The organism is Pseudomonas sp. GW821-FHT03A09, from assembly GCF_059421065.1.
The window spans coordinates 48333-65535 of record NZ_JBWKUX010000010.1 but is presented as its reverse complement, the minus strand read 5'-3'; the positions used below and the strand labels follow the sequence as shown (position 1 = coordinate 65535).

18 protein-coding genes and 1 pseudogene are annotated in these 17203 nt (G+C 60.5%); 9 read left to right on the top strand and 10 right to left on the bottom strand.

Annotated elements, in window-relative coordinates; translation table 11 throughout:
• Nucleotides 1–64 precede the first annotated feature (64 nt).
• From AC07V4_RS18810 to AC07V4_RS18800, 3 genes are all read left to right on the top strand, one after another.
• Nucleotides 65–1291, top strand: coding sequence for a multidrug effflux MFS transporter (locus AC07V4_RS18810; protein WP_492636453.1), 1227 nt, complete (start codon nt 65–67; stop codon nt 1289–1291).
• A 231-nt stretch (nt 1292–1522) separates the two neighbouring features.
• Entirely contained in the window at nt 1523–2206 is a 684-nt protein-coding gene (locus AC07V4_RS18805; protein ID WP_003219726.1) for a response regulator transcription factor, read from the top strand.
• Nucleotides 2184–3575 (top strand): sensor histidine kinase, encoded by a 1392-nt coding sequence (locus AC07V4_RS18800; protein WP_431751839.1) that lies wholly within the window; start codon nt 2184–2186, stop codon nt 3573–3575. Before AC07V4_RS18805 ends, AC07V4_RS18800 begins: the two co-directional genes overlap by 23 nt.
• 11 nt (nt 3576–3586) lie before the next feature.
• Here the strand turns inward: AC07V4_RS18800 and AC07V4_RS18795 are convergent, their stop codons facing one another.
• The gene (locus AC07V4_RS18795) at nt 3587–5173 is read right to left on the bottom strand and encodes a L,D-transpeptidase family protein (protein ID WP_492636452.1); all 1587 of its coding nucleotides are present in this window, start codon (nt 5171–5173) and stop codon (nt 3587–3589) included.
• 39 nt (nt 5174–5212) lie between these two features.
• Here AC07V4_RS18795 and AC07V4_RS18790 point away from each other — a divergent pair, with 39 nt between their 5' ends.
• Nucleotides 5213–5926, top strand: coding sequence for a murein L,D-transpeptidase catalytic domain family protein (locus AC07V4_RS18790; RefSeq protein WP_431751837.1), 714 nt, complete (start codon nt 5213–5215; stop codon nt 5924–5926).
• A gap of 30 nt (nt 5927–5956) precedes the next feature.
• Nucleotides 5957–6703, top strand: a complete 747-nt coding sequence (locus tag AC07V4_RS18785) for a creatininase family protein (protein WP_492636451.1) — start codon at nt 5957–5959, stop codon at nt 6701–6703.
• A 129-nt stretch (nt 6704–6832) separates the two neighbouring features.
• Here the strand turns inward: AC07V4_RS18785 and AC07V4_RS18780 are convergent, their stop codons facing one another.
• Both AC07V4_RS18780 and AC07V4_RS18775 read right to left on the bottom strand, forming a co-directional pair.
• Nucleotides 6833–7174: a hypothetical protein gene (locus AC07V4_RS18780; RefSeq protein ID WP_492636450.1), complete on the bottom strand. Its 342-nt coding sequence runs from the start codon at nt 7172–7174 to the stop codon at nt 6833–6835.
• A 34-nt stretch (nt 7175–7208) separates the two neighbouring features.
• Nucleotides 7209–7853, bottom strand: coding sequence for an ATPase (locus AC07V4_RS18775; RefSeq protein WP_492636449.1), 645 nt, complete (start codon nt 7851–7853; stop codon nt 7209–7211).
• Between the two features lie 144 nt (nt 7854–7997).
• Between AC07V4_RS18775 and AC07V4_RS18770 the strand changes: the two genes are divergently transcribed.
• Nucleotides 7998–8243 carry a hypothetical protein gene (locus AC07V4_RS18770; protein WP_492636448.1) on the top strand — a complete coding sequence of 82 codons (246 nt, stop codon included), beginning with the start codon at nt 7998–8000 and terminating at the stop codon, nt 8241–8243.
• A 4-nt stretch (nt 8244–8247) separates the two neighbouring features.
• On the opposite strand, the gene yfcF is transcribed toward AC07V4_RS18770, so the two are convergent.
• Nucleotides 8248–8874: a glutathione transferase gene (yfcF, locus tag AC07V4_RS18765; RefSeq protein ID WP_492636447.1), complete on the bottom strand. Its 627-nt coding sequence runs from the start codon at nt 8872–8874 to the stop codon at nt 8248–8250.
• Nucleotides 8875–9047: 173 nt separating this feature from the next.
• On the opposite strand from yfcF, the gene AC07V4_RS18760 reads away from it, so the two are divergent.
• Nucleotides 9048–10487 carry an alpha/beta hydrolase family protein gene (locus AC07V4_RS18760; RefSeq protein ID WP_492636446.1) on the top strand — a complete coding sequence of 480 codons (1440 nt, stop codon included), beginning with the start codon at nt 9048–9050 and terminating at the stop codon, nt 10485–10487.
• Here the strand turns inward: AC07V4_RS18760 and AC07V4_RS18755 are convergent.
• The 3 genes from AC07V4_RS18755 to AC07V4_RS18745 all read right to left on the bottom strand — a co-directional run bounded on the left by AC07V4_RS18755 (nt 10484) and on the right by AC07V4_RS18745 (nt 14119).
• On the bottom strand, nt 10484–11026 hold the full coding sequence (locus AC07V4_RS18755) for a DUF924 family protein (RefSeq protein ID WP_492636715.1): 543 nt from the start codon (nt 11024–11026) through the stop codon (nt 10484–10486). The two genes, AC07V4_RS18760 and AC07V4_RS18755, sit on opposite strands and share 4 nt — an antisense overlap.
• 98 nt (nt 11027–11124) lie before the next feature.
• Nucleotides 11125–13413 (bottom strand): 5-methyltetrahydropteroyltriglutamate--homocysteine S-methyltransferase, encoded by a 2289-nt coding sequence (gene metE, locus AC07V4_RS18750; protein ID WP_492636445.1) that lies wholly within the window; start codon nt 13411–13413, stop codon nt 11125–11127.
• A gap of 97 nt (nt 13414–13510) precedes the next feature.
• Nucleotides 13511–14119, bottom strand: a complete 609-nt coding sequence (locus AC07V4_RS18745) for a LysE family translocator (protein ID WP_492636444.1) — start codon at nt 14117–14119, stop codon at nt 13511–13513.
• Between the two features lie 102 nt (nt 14120–14221).
• Here AC07V4_RS18745 and AC07V4_RS18740 point away from each other — a divergent pair, with 102 nt between their 5' ends.
• Both AC07V4_RS18740 and AC07V4_RS18735 read left to right on the top strand, forming a co-directional pair.
• Entirely contained in the window at nt 14222–14608 is a 387-nt protein-coding gene (locus tag AC07V4_RS18740) for a GFA family protein (RefSeq protein WP_492636443.1), read from the top strand.
• Nucleotides 14605–15063: a GNAT family N-acetyltransferase gene (locus AC07V4_RS18735; protein ID WP_492636442.1), complete on the top strand. Its 459-nt coding sequence runs from the start codon at nt 14605–14607 to the stop codon at nt 15061–15063. Before AC07V4_RS18740 ends, AC07V4_RS18735 begins: the two co-directional genes overlap by 4 nt.
• Nucleotides 15064–15089: 26 nt before the next feature.
• Here AC07V4_RS18735 and AC07V4_RS18730 read toward each other — a convergent pair.
• The 3 genes and pseudogenes from AC07V4_RS18730 to AC07V4_RS18720 all read right to left on the bottom strand — a co-directional run.
• Nucleotides 15090–15167: pseudogene (locus AC07V4_RS18730) on the bottom strand (LacI family DNA-binding transcriptional regulator); the annotation flags it as partial.
• Nucleotides 15168–15479: 312 nt separating this feature from the next.
• Entirely contained in the window at nt 15480–16316 is an 837-nt protein-coding gene (locus AC07V4_RS18725) for a LysR family transcriptional regulator (protein ID WP_492636441.1), read from the bottom strand.
• A 90-nt stretch (nt 16317–16406) separates the two neighbouring features.
• Complete coding sequence (locus tag AC07V4_RS18720) at nt 16407–17078, bottom strand: DUF2268 domain-containing putative Zn-dependent protease (protein WP_492636440.1); 672 nt, start codon at nt 17076–17078, stop codon at nt 16407–16409.
• Nucleotides 17079–17203: the final 125 nt, after the last annotated feature.

The window sequence follows — 17203 nt, the reverse complement described above, 5'->3', positions numbered from 1 at the left end:
GCCCACAGGATTAAACCACAAAGCCGCTAGAGTTCGGGCTCTACTCATAGGATTGAGGCTTTCCATGGCACAACGCTCCCTTTCCACCGGCTTCTGGCTGGTGCTGCTGACCGTCCTGATCGCCTTGCCACGCCTCACCCTGGACCTGCACCTGCCGGCCCTGCCCGCCATGGCCGACGACTTCCACAGCAGCGACGCCCAACTGCAATTGACCCTTACGCTGTACACCCTGGGCTCGGCGATTTCCCTGCTGGTCAGCGGCCCGTTGACCGACCGTTTCGGTCGCCGTCCGGTACTGCTCTCTGGCCTGTTCCTCTATGTAGCGGCCACCACCGCCTGCGCCTTGTCCGACAGCCTCGGCGTGCTGATCATCGCCCGCCTGTTCCAGGCCCTCGGAGGCTGCTGTACCACGGTGATCGGCCGGGTGATCGTGCGCGACTATTTCGACCGCCAGGAACAAGCACGCTTGCTGGGGTTGATCTCCATGGCCATGGCCGTGTCGCCGATGGCCGCACCGGTGCTGGGCAGCCTGATGCTGCCCTGGATCGACTGGCGTGGGCTGTTCGTGCTGCTGGGGTTGATCGGCGCTGCGCTGTACCTGGTGGTGTATCGTCGCCTACCGGAAACCCGCCCGGCAGAAGTTGCCGCCGCGCCGCCGAGCAATCTGCTGCGGATCTACAGTCAACTGCTGTGTGACCGCTATTTTCTGCGCTATTCCCTTGCCATCGGTTGCGTCTACAGCACCTATTTTCCGTTTATCAGCGAATCGTCGGCCCTGCTGCAGCGTGGCTTTCACCTGTCCGCCACGGCCTACGCGCTGGTGTTTGCCGCCACGATCAGCGGCTACATGCTGGGTGCAAACCTGTTTCGGCGATTAGTGCAGCGTTTCGAGCCCGACCGGTTGATCAGCGTCGGCATCGGCTTGAACCTAGTGGGCAGTGTGATGCTGGCGATGGCAACCACACTGTTGCCTGGGGAATGGCTGGCCATTGTGCTGCCCATGGTGGTAATCATGGTGTCGGTAGGCTTGGTGATTCCGGCCTGCCAGCTGTCGGTGTTGCAGCCTTATGGCGCAATGGCCGGGACGGCGTCGGGGTTGTTCTTCTTTATCCAGATGTTCCTCACGGCCGTAGGCAGCTGGGTCACCGGGTTGCTGTCAGATGGCACCTCAAGCCCCTTGGTGATCATGACCGCAGCGGCCAGTGCGTTGCTGGTCGCGAGCTGGCTGACACTCCACAAAAGCCCCCTCCCACAGGAGACCGAGCCAGGCTCAGGTTTATCGCGATCATGATGATGGCCAGGCTAATCGACAATTAATTACTCTTGTATTTCAACAGGTTAAATAATTTTAGCTTCTTAGTACCTTACAACCTGCAAGAATCACCTCTGACAAGCGGGCGCTATGCACTCCACCCCGTCTGATGTGTCGGTTTTACCAACATGAAAATTTTTTTAGTAAGCCGACTATCATTTCTTGGCAAAATGCCCCCACTTCTAGTGTGAACGCTCACCAGGTAATCCTATGACACGCATTTTGACCATCGAGGATGACGCCGTAACGGCCCGCGAGATCGTCGCCGAGCTGAGTAGCCATGGACTGGACGTAGATTGGGTGGACAACGGCCGCGAAGGCCTGGTCCGTGCCGTGAGCGGTGATTACGATCTGATCACCCTCGACCGCATGCTGCCGGAACTCGACGGCCTGGCCATCGTCACCACCTTGCGCACCATCGGCGTGTCGACGCCGATCCTGATGATCAGCGCCCTCTCCGATGTCGACGAGCGTGTACGCGGCCTGCGTGCCGGTGGTGATGATTACCTGACCAAACCATTTGCCTCCGACGAAATGGCCGCCCGTGTGGAAGTGCTGCTGCGACGCAAGAGCACGGTCAAGGAATTCGAAACCGCTTTGCGTGTGGCCGACCTTGAACTGAACCTGATCAGCCGCGAAGCCAGCCGCGCCGAACAGCCGCTGAGCCTGCTTCCCACCGAATACAAACTGCTGGAATTCCTGATGCGCAACACCGGGCAGATTCTGTCGCGGATGATGATCTTCGAGGAAGTCTGGGGTTATCACTTCGACCCGGGCACCAACCTGATCGACGTGCACATCGGTCGCCTGCGCAAAAAAATCGATCCACCGGGCCTCACGCCGTTGATCCGCACGGTACGAGGTTCCGGGTATGTCATTGCTGAACCCCTCTAAGGGCTGGCGTTCCTCCAGCAGCCGCTTGCTGGCGCTGTACAGCTCGTTGTTCGTGGCGTGGAGCTGCATCCTCATGGGGGTGCTGTATTACGAGGTCTCGGGATACCTGGGCGATTTGTCACGCCACTCCCTGATGCAACGCCAGCACCTGTTCCAACGTTTCGACGGCGAGGAACTGGTGGAAGCCCTGACCACCAGCATGACCTTCGACATGAAGGGCGTGGACGCCTACGGCCTATTCGATGAACAGTTTCGCCCACTGAGCGGGCCGATCCGTGCAGTGCCGCCCGACCTGCCGTTGGACGGCAAGATCCACGCCCTGGCCAACTGCGTCGACTCCGACGACCCCAAACTGCCCAAGGACAGCTGCGACGCCGTGGCTACCCACACCGAAGACGGCCGCTGGTTGGTACTGGTGCGTGCCAATGGTTCGTTATTTGGTGTCACCCGGATCATCTGGCATGCCCTGCTGTGGGCGCTGTCCCTGACCATCATCCCGGGCGCTGCGGGCTGGCATTTGCTGCGCCGCCGGCCTTTACGACGCATTCGAGGCATCCAGGCCAGCGCCGAAGCTATCGTCGCCGGCGACCTGACCCACCGCTTGCCGCTGTCCAATCGCCGTGACGAACTGGACATGCTCGCCGCCATCGTCAACGCCATGCTCGACCGCATCGAGAAGCTGATGAACGAGGTCAAGGGCGTATGCGACAACATCGCCCACGACCTGCGCACCCCGCTGACACGCCTGCGTGCGCAGCTTTATCGCATCAAGCAACAAGCCGAAGAAGACTCGGCCCATGCGGTGAAACTGGACGATGCCATCGCCGAAACCGACACGCTGATGGCGCGTTTTCGCGGGCTGCTGCGGATCTCTGAACTGGAAGACCACCAACGCCGCTCGGGCTTTCTGGTGATGGACCCGTTGCCGCTACTACGCGAATTGCATGACTTCTACTTGCCTTTGGCGGAAGAAGGCGAAATGGAGTTGGTATTGCAAATCCCCGAGTCTCTACCGTGGATCACCGGCGACCGCGCACTGTTGTTCGAAGCCTTGGCCAACTTGCTGAGCAACTCGATCAAGTTCACACCGCCTGGCGGCAAGGTCATCCTGCGCGCGTCCAACGATGTGGGCAGCACGCGAATCGAAGTGCATGACTCGGGGCCCGGGATTCCGGTGGCTGAGCGTCACTCGGTGTTCCAACGCTTCTATCGGGTGGATGAAGGTGATCAGCAAGGTGGTTTTGGCCTGGGCCTTTCGATTGTCGCAGCGATCATCAACCTGCATGGTTTCAAGCTGGACGTCGGCACCAGTGAGCTGGGTGGCGCCCGCCTGGTGCTGGAATGTCGCCAACAACTGATGCCTGAGTAGCGGCGCTCCCGCTAGAGCACCGCGCCCATCGCCTTGATCAACACCGGGTCGCGCCCATAGATATCGGGCGCGTACACCAACCCGCCCTGACGATCCACTTCCACCGTCCAATACCCCAACAGTACCGGCACCGGCGTGGCCAGCCTGAACTCGTGGGTCGCGCCGGTGGCCAGCAATGCATCGGTGCGCGCACGTTCGGCCGGGCTCACCAGCAGGTCGCGCAACATCAACGGTTGCTCCACCCTCACACATCCCGAACTGAATGCCCGCGGCCCCTTGGTAAACAGCGGCTGGCTGGGCGTGTCGTGCAGGTACACCGAATACGGATTGGGAAAGCGCATCACGATCCGCCCCAACGGGTTACGTGGGCCGGCGTCCTGACGCAGGAGGATGTTGCCCGGGCGCGACCAATCCACCTGGTCGGGCGTCAGCGGGCGACCTTGGGCATCGAGCACTTGCAGGTTCTGCTGGCGCAGGTACTCGGGGTTGAGGCGGATCGCCGGGAGCTTGTCCTCGCGCATGATGGTCGGCGGGATAGTCCAGGTGGGGTTGAGGGTCAACCGGGTGATGCGGGACTTGAGCAGCGGCGTCTGGCGTTCGGCACGCCCCACTTGCAGGCGTGTCTGCCACACCGGGATGCCACTTTGGTACACGCTCAGTTGCGCCGCCGCGACGTTCACCACCACCCCTTCAGGCTCCAGGTCCTGGGCGAGCCAGCGGAAACGTTCGAGGTTGATGCGCAGTTGTTCACGACGCATCGCCGGGCTGATGTTGAGTTCCGCCACGGTGCCGGCGCCGATCACGCCGTCCGCTTGCAATGAGTGACTGAGCTGGAACGCCTTAACCGCCTTGACCAGTTCGTCACGGTATTGCCTGCTGTTTCCGGTCGGTGCCTTGGCCAGGTAGCCACCGCTGAACATGCGTCGCGCCAGTTCCGGCACGCGGGGGTCCTCCATGCCAGGTCGCAGCAAGGGGCCACTGGCGACAGGATTCCAATGGGGCAAGGGCTGCAGACGCACGGTCGCGTAGGCATTGCGCAGGCTGCGATACAAGTCGGCACTGGGGCGCGCCTGGTCGAAGCCTTTCGCCATGTCTTGCAAACCCGTGCTCGCGAACGCCAGCACCTCGGTATTGGGGTCACGGGTAGGCGGCTGGGAATGCCAGAGCGGTTCGTAACGCGACTGCTGCAAGCGCCCGTAATGCAGATCCTGCAAGGCTTGCAGGTACTGGCGACTGCTGTCGATATCGCTGCACAGCACGTTGGCCGTGGCGTCTACCGCAGGCAGGCTATAGTGGGAAGGGTCCAGGCCATCGTCGGCCAGCAGTTGCAACTGGGCCTGCAACGCTGGGCGGCGCTCGCCGGTAGCCCACAGTGGCGCATCACCCTGCTGCTGGTAGAACGCTTGCAGGCGCAACAGCGCCCCAGGGTCGATGTGCGGAGCGAGGCTTGGGCAAACGCTGGAGAGTTGCGCCAGGGCCAGTTGGATAGGGCTGGATGAGGCCACGGGGACTGCGTCTGGCGGCAACGATTCGGCTGTCGCGACCAGCGGTGCAACGAGCAAGCAAATGCTCAAGTAACATGCGTGTTTTTTGAACAATTGACCTGACTCCAATCTACGGCGGGGGACGCTTTGCAGATGCTGAATTTTATTGGCCGCCTCGGCTTGATCACCGTGACCCTGGCTACGCTGAGCAATTTTGCGCTCGCCGCCAATCAGACGTCTCCTAACTTGTATAGCAGCCTGGCGCGCTCGGCTCCAGAACTCAATCCCACCGTCCTCAAAAGCGCCCTGAACGCGGTGCAGTGTGCGGTCAATAACGGCGAAGAACGTTCGGATCGCCTAGCGGTTATTGACTACTCCCAGCCTTCGACCGCTCGTCGGCTGTGGATCTTCGATTTGCGTAAAAAGACCCTCGTGCTGCGCGATCTGGTGGCCCACGGCGCGAAGTCCGGGGAAAATTTCGCGACGCAATTCTCCAACCGCGAGGGCAGCCACCAGTCCAGCCTGGGGCTGTTCCGTACCCAGGAAAGTTACCTGGGCACCCACGGTTACTCATTGCGCATGGACGGCCTGGAGCCCGGCTTCAATGATCAGGCCCGGGACCGCGCACTGGTGATTCACGCCGCCGACTACGTCAGCCCCGCGTGGAGCAAACGCGAAGGCCGCATCGGTCGCAGCCAGGGCTGCCCGGCCGTGCGGCCGCAAGTGGCGCGCAAGGTGGTGGACAAGCTCAAGGATGGGCAGTTCATGTTTTCCTGGTACCCGGACCAGCATTGGCTGAAGTCCTCGACCTACCTCAATTGCAAACCCCAACAGGTGGCCAGTAGTCGTACAATCCGTGGCGGATAGCCTGTCCCCACAGATAAAAGAGAGCACCGCATGCTTCTACATAAGTCCACCTGGATCGAGATCGGGCAGTTTCTGGAGCGCAGCCGCACGGTGGTGATCCCCATCGGTTCCAATGAGCAACACGGTCCCACCGGCCTTTTGGGCACCGACTGGATGTGCCCGGAGATCATCGCCCATGAGGCGCAGAAGAACGCCGACATCCTGATCGGCCCGACCTTCAATATCGGCATGGCCCAGCACCATCTGGGCTTTCCCGGCACCATTTCCCTGCGCCCTTCCACCTTTATCGCCGCGATTGGCGACTGGGTGCGCTCGCTGGCCGGCCATGGTTTCGAGAAGATCCTGTTTCTGAACGGCCACGGCGGCAATATCGCGACCATCGAGGCCGCGTTTTCCGAGCTGTATGCCGAAGCCAGCTATGCCCGCCGCCCGGCCGGGTTCGCACTGAAGCTGGTGAACTGGTGGGATCTGGAAGGTGTTTCCGAGCTGGCGCACCGCCAATTCCCGGTAGGCCATGGCAGCCATGCCACGCCGTCAGAGATCGCGGTGACGCAGTGGGCGTATCCGGAGTCGATCAAGTCAGCCGATTATTCGCCGCAGATCGCCAATACCGGGCCGATCCGCGAGGCGCTGGATTTCCGCGCACGCTTCCCCGACGGGCGCATGGGTTCGGACCCGGCCCTGGCGACGGTGGAAAAAGGTGGGGAGTTGGTGGCATTGGCGGCTGAAGGGCTGCTCAAGGCGGTCGACAGTTTCAGCAGCGAAGCGAAACCCTGAGACATTCACACAGCAATGGGTGGGAGGGGGCTTGCTCCCGATTGCGGTGTGCCAACGACGAGTTCATTGGCTGAACCACTGCTATCGGGGGCAAGCCCCCTCCCACATTGAGTACTGTGTTGACTGGCGTTACTTGCAGTCTTTGGCCGCCAGCTCCAGCCGCGAGGGCGTGATAGCCGATGCCAGTGGCTTGCGCTCATACAGGAACACCTTGGTACCGTCCTGGGACTTGTAGGCTTCCAGTACATCATCGGCAGCAATCTTGCTGGTCAACAGCACCTTGGCGTGGCGCGAGTTCTGCGTCACGGTGGAGGTGATGCCGTGCTTTTCAAGCTTGGGCAATACGCACTGCACATAGCCTTCGGGCGTCTTGCTGGTTTGCAGGGTCAAGGTCGGGGCATTGGGAGCGGAAACACAACCGGTCAGCACCAAAGAAGCAAAAGCCAGGGCCGGGACGAAAAATGAGCGCATAAAAATTCCTGAAAATAACTAAAAAAGGTTCACATCAACCCGCTCGTACCAGCGCCTTGAGCGACGCATCGAACTGCTTCAAGGCGTCGAGCTGTACATCACGCTGTTGCTCGATCTGAGCGGCAATTTCAGGCGCCGCCTTGTCATGCACCCACACCGACGGTACTTGTTTGTGCACCGAGCCTTCGGCCTTGGCGATATATTGCAAGTCCGCGTCATAGAACCGTGCGGTAAACCTCGCTTCCACCAAATCGTTGCGTTGGGTCAGCAGTTGGTTATGGGTATCGAGCATCACCACCACGTCCGGGTGCGCCTGCACCAGCTCATCCAGGCTGCTATAGACCGTTACCGACAGAAAAGTGCCCTGCAACGAACTCATCAGCCAATCGATGGCCAGCTCAGGATCGGAGCTGTTGACGAAAGCCTCGCGGATACGTCCGTCCAAGGCATCCTTGGCGCCGTTCATCGCCATGGCATGGTAGCGTTCAAGGTAACTGAGGTTGTCGTGGGTGTTTTCGCTGTACAACACACCCACCGATTGCGCGCGCGCCAGGGAGTCTACGCTACCGACGAGTGGCAGCAAATGGCCCGTACGCAGTTCATCGGCAATGGCCGGGGTGGTCATGGCCACCGAACCTACCATCAACAGCATCAAACCCAGCTGGATTATCGTCCTCATCGCGCGTTTCCTTGAACAGCGTTTCGATGGCGCAATTTTCCACCTTTCCAGCAAAAACAGAACTTGCAATCCTTGATGGTGACTATCATTTGAACCGATAGTGTTGCGCAGCCCGCTTTCAATAAAACTTATAAGGACCACGCCATGAAGCCCCACCAGAAAACCTTCGACCGCATCCGCGAAGCCGTATTGCCGGAGTTTCGCGAGCGGGTCGCCGATTACCTGGTCGACTATGAAACCGTACTGCAGAACGAGACGGCCGACGCTGACCAACGCTACGCCAGCGCCCAGCAACTGCGCGGCTACCTGCGCGGCTTGAACACCACACGCGTGCTGGGCATGGCCGATTGGGAAGACCTCGACCGGCGTGTGGCCCACGAATGGCTGTAATACTTTAAAGCGCCGGGCGTGTCAGGTTGACCCAGGCCTGCACCGACGGCCGCTGCCACTGGCGCCGGGCATACGCAACCAACTCGGCCGGCACCTCGTCGCCGTTGAGGATCAGCCGGTTGAGCATCACGGCCAGGTCCACATCCGCAATCGACCATTCGCCGAACAAGTACGCCCTGTTACCCGCCAACAGCGCCTGCGCCGCACCGATCAATTTGCGCGCGGCGGTTTGCGCCACAGGCGACAGCGGCGGCATTTTCACGCCGTAAAACACCACCAACGTCGAACGTTCCTGCCTGATGGGCAGCAAGTCGCTGCGCAACCACGCCTGGACCTGCCGAGCCCTCGCTCGCTGCTTGGGGTCGGCCGGGTACACCGGCGTCTCGGGGTAAACCTGGTCGAGGTATTCCGTGATCGCCGAGGATTCCGACAAGGCAAAATCGCCTTCCACCAACGTCGGCACACGCTGTGTGACGGATAGCTCGGCGAAGCCCGCTGCGTGCTGTTGTGCGGCGTCCAAGTCTACGGGGACGGTGTCGAAGGCCAACCCCTTCTCCTGCAAGGTGACGAATACCGACATCGCATAGGGGCTGGTGAACTGGGCATCAACGTAGAGGCGTAACGGGCGCATGGCGGTTCTCCTTGGGTGAAAGCCAACGCTACGAGATGTACGGAAATAAAGACAATGTTGGTTTTTTATGGGGGCATTCCTGGCGGGAATAGCGCCGATGGTGGCAGTATTATGGCGATTAGCTACCTACCAACTCCCCTCCCCCTTCGTGGCCTTCAAGGAATGAACAGCACATGAAACAAGCGGTTGTGGTTATCCACGGCATCGGTGAACAGCGCCCAATGGACACTCTGCGCGGCTTCGTCGAAGCCATGATCCCGACGAACTCACCCGACGACAAACCCTTCTACTGGAGCAAACCGGATCGGCTGTCGCGCAATTTCGACCTGCGCGTGTTGAAGTCGTCGGGCCGCACCTCCACGGACTTCTACGAATACTACTGGGCCCACAAGATGCAGGGCACCAAGGTGGGCCACCTGCTCGGCTGGTTGTGGGACATTTTCAAGCGTCCGCGCCGCGACATTCCCGACGCCATCGTTCCGATCTGGCGTACCACGCGCTGGACAGTGCTAGTGCTTCTGCTGCTGATCGCCAGCGGCACCCTGGCCACGGCCTGGGGCCGCTTCGATCACAGCGACAACCCCTTTGCGCTGGTGCCGCTGCTGCTGGGTGCCATTGGCCTGGGCTTGCGCTATTCCGCCCTGTCCTACCTTGGCGATGCGGCGCGCTACCTGAGCCCCAACCCCCAGAATGTGGTGGTGCGTGAGCAGATACGCGCCGATGGCGTAGAGCTGTTGCGCGCATTGCACAACAAGGGCGACTACGACCGCATCATCGTGGTCGGCCACAGCCTGGGCAGCGTGATCGCCTACGACATCGTCGGCTACCTGTGGCACGAACATCACGACCAGCTCACCCAGGTGACGCCCAGCAATCGCGAACTGGCCGCCCGCTACGCCCATCACGAAGCGTTGCAACCGGTGATCAAGGAAGCACTGCCCAACGCCGGCGCCGCCCTCGACGGCAGCCTGGGCAGCACCTTGCGGTTTCGCGAACAGCAGGCGGCGGCGTTTGTCGAACAGCGCGGCCTGGGCAACCCGTGGCGCATCACCGACCTGGTCACCGTCGGCAGTCCGATGGCCCATGCCAGCCTCTTGTTGGGCCGCAGCGTCAGCGACTTCAAGCAACGTATGGAGCGCCGCGAAGCCCCGGCCTGCCCACCCACCGAGGATGACAAGGGCTACGGTTACAACGCCCGCCAACCGGTGATGCTAGGCCAGCAGCCTTTTACGCCGCACTACCTGCATCATGCCGCAGCGTTTGCGGTGACGCGCTGGACCAACCTCTACTTCCCGGCACCTTATGGCCTGTTTGGCGACATCGTCGGCGGCCCGGTCAAGCCGGTGATGGGCAACGGTGTGCTCGATTTACCGGTCAGCGTGGGCAAATGGAAAGGCTGGCTCGCCCGTTCCTGGCTCAGCCACACCCACTATTGGAGCGAGCGCGGCGGCGCCCAGGGTTACCTCGCCGCCCTCACCCAGGATGAACATGCGATCAGCCAAGGCCCGCGCCCCTCGGCCACCGAAGCCTTGCGCTGGGCGGTCGACCTCAAGGGTTTGCGGCGTTTTCGCCCGGCCGATGCCAAGAAAGTGGTGGAGCCCGCCGAGGCTTAACCGGCGAAGCCACCGTCCTTGAGGAACTCATGTTCCTGCTCGGTGGTAACCCGGGCCAGCAACGCGTTGCGATGGGGAAAGCGTCCGAACCGTTCGATGATGTTCGCGTGCTCCTTAGCCCAGTGATAGGTGCTGGCGTCCAGGTGCTGATTCAGTTCCACCGAACGCAGTTGATCCGCCAGGTCTTCGGAATGTTCGAACGGCAAATAACAGAACGCACGCAACTCAGGTTCGATCAATTGATCCAGCCCGGCACCCACCATGCGTTGGGCATACAGCCGCGCCAGTGGATCGGTGGCGAACATATGCGCGGTGCCACGAAAGGCATTGCGCGGGTATTGGTCCAGCAGAATCAGCAGGGCCAGCGCGCCTTGCGCCGATTCCAGCCAGCCCTCCAATTCACGCCTCGCGGCCTGCATATGGGTTTCGTGGAAGGTGTCGCGAAACGCCGCGTCAAATGCCTCATCCTTGGCGAACCAACGCTTGGGGCCGGCCTGTTTCCAGAACTCGATCACGGCTTCGGCCGACTGTGCTTGCATGCTCATCATCACTCCCCCAACGATCCTGAAAACCTCAACAAAAACTGGCCGCAACACCCTTGAGCATTGCGGCCAGTCTTTGAAGACAGGTGTTTAGACTACCCCAGTTCAGCCCGCAGTTGACGCGCCGCCGTCACCATATGAATCAACGCCGCTTCCGTCTCCGGCCAGCCCCGCGTCTTCAAGCCGCAATCCGGGTTGACCCACAGGCGCTCGGCCGGAATCCGCTTGGCTGCCTTGCGCAGCAGGTTGGCCATTTCCGAAGCGTCCGGCACCCGTGGCGAGTGGATGTCGTAGACACCCGGACCGATTTCATTCGGGTAAGCGAAGGCTTCGAAGGCGTCCAGCAGCTCCATGTCCGAGCGCGACGTTTCGATGGTGATCACGTCGGCATCCATGGCCGCGATGGACTCGATCACATCGTTGAACTCGCTGTAGCACATATGGGTGTGGATCTGGGTTTCGTCACGCACACCGGAGGCGCACAGGCGGAACACTTCGGTGGCCCAGTCCAGGTAGTGTTGCCACTGCGCCTGGCGTAATGGCAACCCCTCGCGGAACGCGGCTTCGTCGATCTGCACGATCTTGATGCCGGCAGCCTCCAGGTCCACCACTTCGTCGCGAATCGCCAGGGCCAGTTGGCGGGCCTGCACTTCGCGGCTCACGTCTTCGCGCGGGAACGACCACATCAGCATGGTCACCGGGCCGGTCAGCATGCCCTTCATCACCTTGTGGGTGAGGCCTTGGGCATAACGAATCCACTCTACGGTCATGGCCTTCGGGCGGCTCAAGTCACCGAAGATCACCGCCGGCTTCACGCAGCGCGAACCGTAGCTCTGCACCCAACCGAAGCGGGTGAACACGTAGCCATCCAGTTGCTCGGCGAAGTACTCGACCATGTCGTTGCGTTCTGCCTCACCGTGTACCAGCACGTCCAGGCCGAGGTTTTCCTGCACCTCCACGGCGTGCTTGATCTCGCTGTGCATGGCTTCGACGTATTCGGCCTCACTCAACTTGCCGGCCTTGTACGACTGGCGTGCCAGGCGGATCGAGGCGGTTTGCGGGAACGAACCGATGGTGGTGGTCGGGAACAATGGCAGGTTCAGGCCGGCGCGTTGTTTCTCGATACGCTGGGCAAACAGCGACTGGCGCTGGCTGTCCTTGGCCGTAATGGCGGCGACACGTGCCTGTACAACGGGCTTGTGGATGCGTGGCGAAGCCGCACGGGCGGCTTGGACAGCGCGGCTTTCAGCCAGGGCCGCCAACACATTGGGAGCTTCGGGCTGATTGACAGCCTGGGCCAGCACGGCGACTTCCGAGCACTTTTGCACGGCAAAGGCCAGCCAGCTTTTCAGCTCGGCATCCAGCGTGTCTTCACGGCCCAGATCCACCGGGCTGTGCAGCAGCGAGCAGGACGGCGCCACCCACAGGCGATCGCCGAGCCTCTCATGAGCGTGCTGCAAGGTTGCCAGGGCTTTTTCCAGGTCGCAACGCCAGACGTTACGGCCATTGACCACGCCCAGGGACAACACTTTATAAGCCGGCAGGCGGTCGAGGATGGTCGGGTACTGGTCCGGGGCACGTACCAGGTCGATATGCAGGCCGTCGACCGGTAAGTTGGCGGCCAAGCCGAGGTTCTCTTCCAGGCCGCCGAAGTAAGTTGCCACGAGCTTTTTCAGCGGGTCGCGCTGGATCAGGTTGTAGGCACGCTCGAAGGCGTTTTTCCATTCTTGAGGCAAGTCGAGTACCAGGATCGGCTCGTCGATCTGTACCCATTCCACACCCAGCTCGGCCAGGCGTTGGAAGATCTGGCCATACAGCGGCAGCAGGCGGTCGAGCAGGTCAAGTTTGTCGAAGTCGCCGCCCTTGGCTTTACCCAGCCACAGGTAAGTCAGCGGGCCGATAACCACCGGCTTGACGGTGTGACCCAGGTCGCGGGCTTCCTGCACCTCTTCGAACAGTTGATCCCAACCGAGATGGAATGTCTGATCGGCGCTGAACTCAGGCACCAGGTAGTGGTAGTTGGTGTCGAACCACTTGGTCATTTCCTGGGCGTGGGCGCCGCCGCAGCAGGTATCGCTGACGCCACGGGCCATGCCGAACAAGGTGTGCAAGGTGGCTTTGCCATCGGCTGGGCGGAAACGCTCGGGGATCACACCGAACATCAGCGAGTGGGTCAACACCTGGTCGTACCAGGCGAAGTCGCCAACGGGCAATAATTGGATACCGGCGTTTTTCTGCAAGTCCCAATGGGCCTTGCGCAGGTCACGGCCAACGGCACGCAGGCCGGCTTCGTCGAGCTCGCCCTTCCAAAACGCTTCCTGCGCTTTTTTCAGTTCACGATCGCGTCCAATGCGCGGAAATCCAAGGGAATGAGCGACTGCCATGACTTACAACTCCAATGTCTTTATGTATGGCAGCCATTGTCGATAAGCACTGATAGTGAGACAAACTCATATTATTCTAGATGATCACAAGATTCCCTCATGTTGCATTCACGTGCAGATAGAACGCATGGAACATGAAATACGCACACACCGCCAACGCCACACCCATGCAGCGATTGAACACTGTAAACGCTGACGTTCCATTGATCCGCCGCCCCAGCAAGGCCCCGAGCAGCGCATAAACCCACGGTGCACCGAATGCACCGAACGCCAGTGCAGCCGAAACGACGGCGATGGAAACCCCGGTGATGTGCGCCGCCGGCAGCATCACGCTGGTGATGGGCAACACCGCCATGATGCCCTTGGGGTTGAGCAACTGAATCACCAAACCATTCCAGAACGTGAGGGTCTTGGCCGGCGCCGTTGCAGACTGTTCATCCACCACCGTGCGGGCAGTGAACACCTGATAGGCGAGGTACAGGGTGTACACACCGCCCACCAGGGAAATGTACGGCAACGCCGCCTGGGAAATGATCGCCTCACCGGTGTAGCCAAACAGCACGAACAACACCATCATCGCGCAGCCCACCCCGGTGAAGAACCCGGTGGAGCGCCGGAACTGGCCGGTGAGCCCGGCGTTGAGGCCCATGAAGTTGACCGGGCCTGGGCTGTACATAACGCTGAAGGCGTAGAGGAAGATGTCCATGGGGAACCTGCAGTAGAGGGAATGCGGGAAGTCTACTGAGGGCGTTTGCGCTGGATCTTGTACGTTTGTGGTCGGCATGCGTACTGCACGAGGAGAACACGCATGAATGCAATGACCAAAGGCAGTTGCCTCTGTGGCGCCGTGACTTATCAAGTCTCGACAGCGCTCAAGTCCGTCACCCACTGTCACTGTAAAAAGTGCCAGAAAAGCCATGGCGCTGCGTTTGCAACGTATGCCAGTGCGCCCAAGTCAGCAGTGAGTCTCAACACTTCGGCGGATGTGTTGCGAAGCTATGAGTCCTCAACGGGGGTGACACGCCAATTCTGCTCCCAGTGTGGCTCATCACTGTTCTGGTCCGACGCCAATGGGCTTTATCCAGAGTGGATCTCCATAGCGCTCGGCACCCTCGATACGCCTTTTGTTCCGCACAAGCAGACACATGGTTGTATTGAGTCCAAAGCTGCCTGGTTCGAACCGGAGTCGTTGTGAGACACGCCAACAATGACTATTCGATATGCAAATTAGACGACCTCCCCAAACATATTCACACGCTTGAAGCGCAGGCTATTGTCGAAGGGTTCAGGTTCCTGACCCGCCTGATCAGCGAGTGGGAAGATGGCACCAACCGATACGACCGACCGGGCGAATGTCTTTTGGGCGTCTTTTGTGGAGGGACGTTGATCGCAATCGGCGGTCTTTCCCGCGACCCCTATGCTGCCCCTGGTATCGGTCGACTGCGCCGCGTATACGTTGCTCCTGCTGGGCGCGGATGCAATATCGGCAAAGCGCTGGTGCAAGAGCTGCTGGAATATGCCAGCGTACATTTCCAATCGATACGCCTGTCTACCGATACGCCCGAAGCGGCGGGGTTTTATTTGCGTTGTGGCTTTCGTCCGGTAGCTGATGACACTGCAACTCACGCACTAACGCTGAAGACTAACTGAGCCGGGCACTTTATCCCTGACACACCTGATTGAATGGTGCGGGCGGCAGTGGCGCGGGATACGCCGGCCAGCCGCGCTACGTCTTTCAGGTCAGTCATTGTCACTCGCTTGAGATCGATCTCATTGGCGAGGACAGTAGCGCTGGAGTGTGGCAGGAAGGTGGTGAAGAGATGACGGCTTTATGGCAATCAGGCCTGGCGCGCCCTGCAACCCACCATTTTACTTATCATTGAAATAGCGCGAGGCGCCTGTTCCAACGACTCGGTGATTTCCATACTCGTATTTCCTCCCCCTCAAGGAAATACGTTCATGTCACCGCTGACGATTCTGCTGGCCCACCTCGCCGCACTCGTTGTCACCCTGCTTGGCATCGGCGGTCTCACCTGGCTGATTGCCTCGATCGGGCGCCTGTTGCTTTAAGCCGGGATGTCCGCACTCAACACCCGAATAAGCGCCTGCGCCTGAGCATCACGCTGTGCGGTATAGAGCACCACCTCACGCGCGGGCAGCGGCGGCAGATCAAGACGTTGCTGCGCATCCACACACCCCTTCGGTGCCATGCGCTCGACCATCACACCAACCCCGATCCCAGCGACGACCGCCGCGCCAATGGCAAGAATCCCGCTGCCTACAAACGCCTCTTCCCAGGCGCGGTTGCGCAGTTGCAGGGCGGTCAGGGCCATACTGCGCATACCGCAGGGGTCAGGTTGAATGGCCAATGGCAAGGCGTCACCCCGGCGCAGCGTGAAGTCCTCAGCCGCCATCCAGCCAAAGCGCTCGACTCCCACCACCTCACCGTCCTGGCGCCGATTGTCATGCCGCAGGATCATTGCCACGTCCAGTTTGCCCTGCTCATAGTTTGCCAGCATATCCCGCGAGGTCCCCAGGCTGAACGCAACCACCACTTCCGGATCAGCGCTGGCCAGGCGGCGCAACCAGACACTGAGGTCGGCGCCCACAATGTGATGGCTCACCCCCACGCGCAAAGTGCGCTTTTGCTGCCCAAAGCATTTCATCGTGTTCTGGTAGTGGTCGAGCAATTGCCGAGCATTGGCAACGAACATCCGGCCATGGGCAGACAACGTAACCTTGCGCGGCGTGCGCTCGAGTAATTTATGGCCAAGGCTTTCTTCCAGGCGCTTGATCTTCAGGCTAATGGCCGCCTGGGTGCCGCCAATCACGTCGGCCGCACGGGTAAAACTCTTGAGTTCGGCAACCAGGACAAACGCCTGGATGGCCTCTATGTCGGGCATTCTCATAAAGATTGTGGGCGCAGGCTGTTTCAGAAGAACAGACGTTAGCACGCCGGTGAGCCTGCGTTGAGCCCCTCAGTCCGGCAACGCCTACAAGGTGTTGCGCAGCAATCCTTCATCAACCGCCACCGCGATGATGTCTTTTGCATTGACGTTGACCCAGGTTGTCGCATCAGGCGCTCCCGTTGTCGCCAACCATCGCCCGACCATTTGATACCCCAGCGCATATCCCAGCCATTTGGGCTTGTCGCCTGCACCAAAGAACCAGGCGTTGTGATCGTAGTAAGTCGCTTCAAGCTCACTCAGGCTCACCGGCGCAGCTTGCAACGCTTCAAAACCCAGCACCCTCTCCCACGGCTCCGGTTCGCTGCCGATCACATGCTGCACAAACTGTCCGGCCAGCCCCTCACTGATGAGCACTTCACCCAGCGTCCAACCGTACCCTGGCCCCGCCATGCGCAGGCAATGATGCACCTCGTGAACAATATGCCGATGCACCACCCCGCCTTTGAGGCTGGCGGCGAAATTAGGGTTGTCGGGGTCCAGGGTCATGGAGAACATCGTGCTGCGATAAGCCCGCCCGACCAGGCCCAATTGCGCAATGGTTTCACCGGGCAAGCGCTGGATCAGCACATCCAGCCGTGGCGGCGGCATCCGGCGAGCAATTGCGCGATAAGCCACCTCGAACTCTTCATTCAACTCATTGCGAAACTCAGCCAAAGAGCCCGAAGCCTCCAACCAGTGCAACGTCCATGCATCCATCATGACCTCCCGTCGACAACTCCAGGACCACATGTCCAGGCAGCCCATGATAGCGATAGACGGTCACACAGCCAGGGTAACTTGCAAAGGTGCGCGGCAAATTCCGCTCGCTAACCTTTCGATCC

Excerpts from the sequence above, each read along its gene's own strand:
- AC07V4_RS18720 (WP_492636440.1), bottom strand. The coding sequence starts at position 17,078 with ATGGATGCATGGACGTTGCACTGGTTGGAGGCTTCGGGCTCTTTGGCT.
- yfcF (WP_492636447.1), bottom strand. The coding sequence starts at position 8,874 with ATGCGCCCGTTACGCCTCTACGTTGATGCCCAGTTCACCAGCCCCTAT.
- AC07V4_RS18740 (WP_492636443.1), top strand. The coding sequence starts at position 14,222 with ATGAATGCAATGACCAAAGGCAGTTGCCTCTGTGGCGCCGTGACTTAT.
- AC07V4_RS18810 (WP_492636453.1), top strand. The coding sequence starts at position 65 with ATGGCACAACGCTCCCTTTCCACCGGCTTCTGGCTGGTGCTGCTGACC.
- AC07V4_RS18760 (WP_492636446.1), top strand. The coding sequence starts at position 9,048 with ATGAAACAAGCGGTTGTGGTTATCCACGGCATCGGTGAACAGCGCCCA.
- AC07V4_RS18805 (WP_003219726.1), top strand. The coding sequence starts at position 1,523 with ATGACACGCATTTTGACCATCGAGGATGACGCCGTAACGGCCCGCGAG.
- AC07V4_RS18790 (WP_431751837.1), top strand. The coding sequence starts at position 5,213 with ATGCTGAATTTTATTGGCCGCCTCGGCTTGATCACCGTGACCCTGGCT.
- AC07V4_RS18780 (WP_492636450.1), bottom strand. The coding sequence starts at position 7,174 with ATGCGCTCATTTTTCGTCCCGGCCCTGGCTTTTGCTTCTTTGGTGCTG.
- AC07V4_RS18745 (WP_492636444.1), bottom strand. The coding sequence starts at position 14,119 with ATGGACATCTTCCTCTACGCCTTCAGCGTTATGTACAGCCCAGGCCCG.
- AC07V4_RS18725 (WP_492636441.1), bottom strand. The coding sequence starts at position 16,316 with ATGCCCGACATAGAGGCCATCCAGGCGTTTGTCCTGGTTGCCGAACTC.
- AC07V4_RS18800 (WP_431751839.1), top strand. The coding sequence starts at position 2,184 with ATGTCATTGCTGAACCCCTCTAAGGGCTGGCGTTCCTCCAGCAGCCGC.
- AC07V4_RS18775 (WP_492636449.1), bottom strand. The coding sequence starts at position 7,853 with ATGAGGACGATAATCCAGCTGGGTTTGATGCTGTTGATGGTAGGTTCG.
- AC07V4_RS18770 (WP_492636448.1), top strand. The coding sequence starts at position 7,998 with ATGAAGCCCCACCAGAAAACCTTCGACCGCATCCGCGAAGCCGTATTG.
- AC07V4_RS18755 (WP_492636715.1), bottom strand. The coding sequence starts at position 11,026 with ATGCAAGCACAGTCGGCCGAAGCCGTGATCGAGTTCTGGAAACAGGCC.
- metE (WP_492636445.1), bottom strand. The coding sequence starts at position 13,413 with ATGGCAGTCGCTCATTCCCTTGGATTTCCGCGCATTGGACGCGATCGT.
- AC07V4_RS18785 (WP_492636451.1), top strand. The coding sequence starts at position 5,957 with ATGCTTCTACATAAGTCCACCTGGATCGAGATCGGGCAGTTTCTGGAG.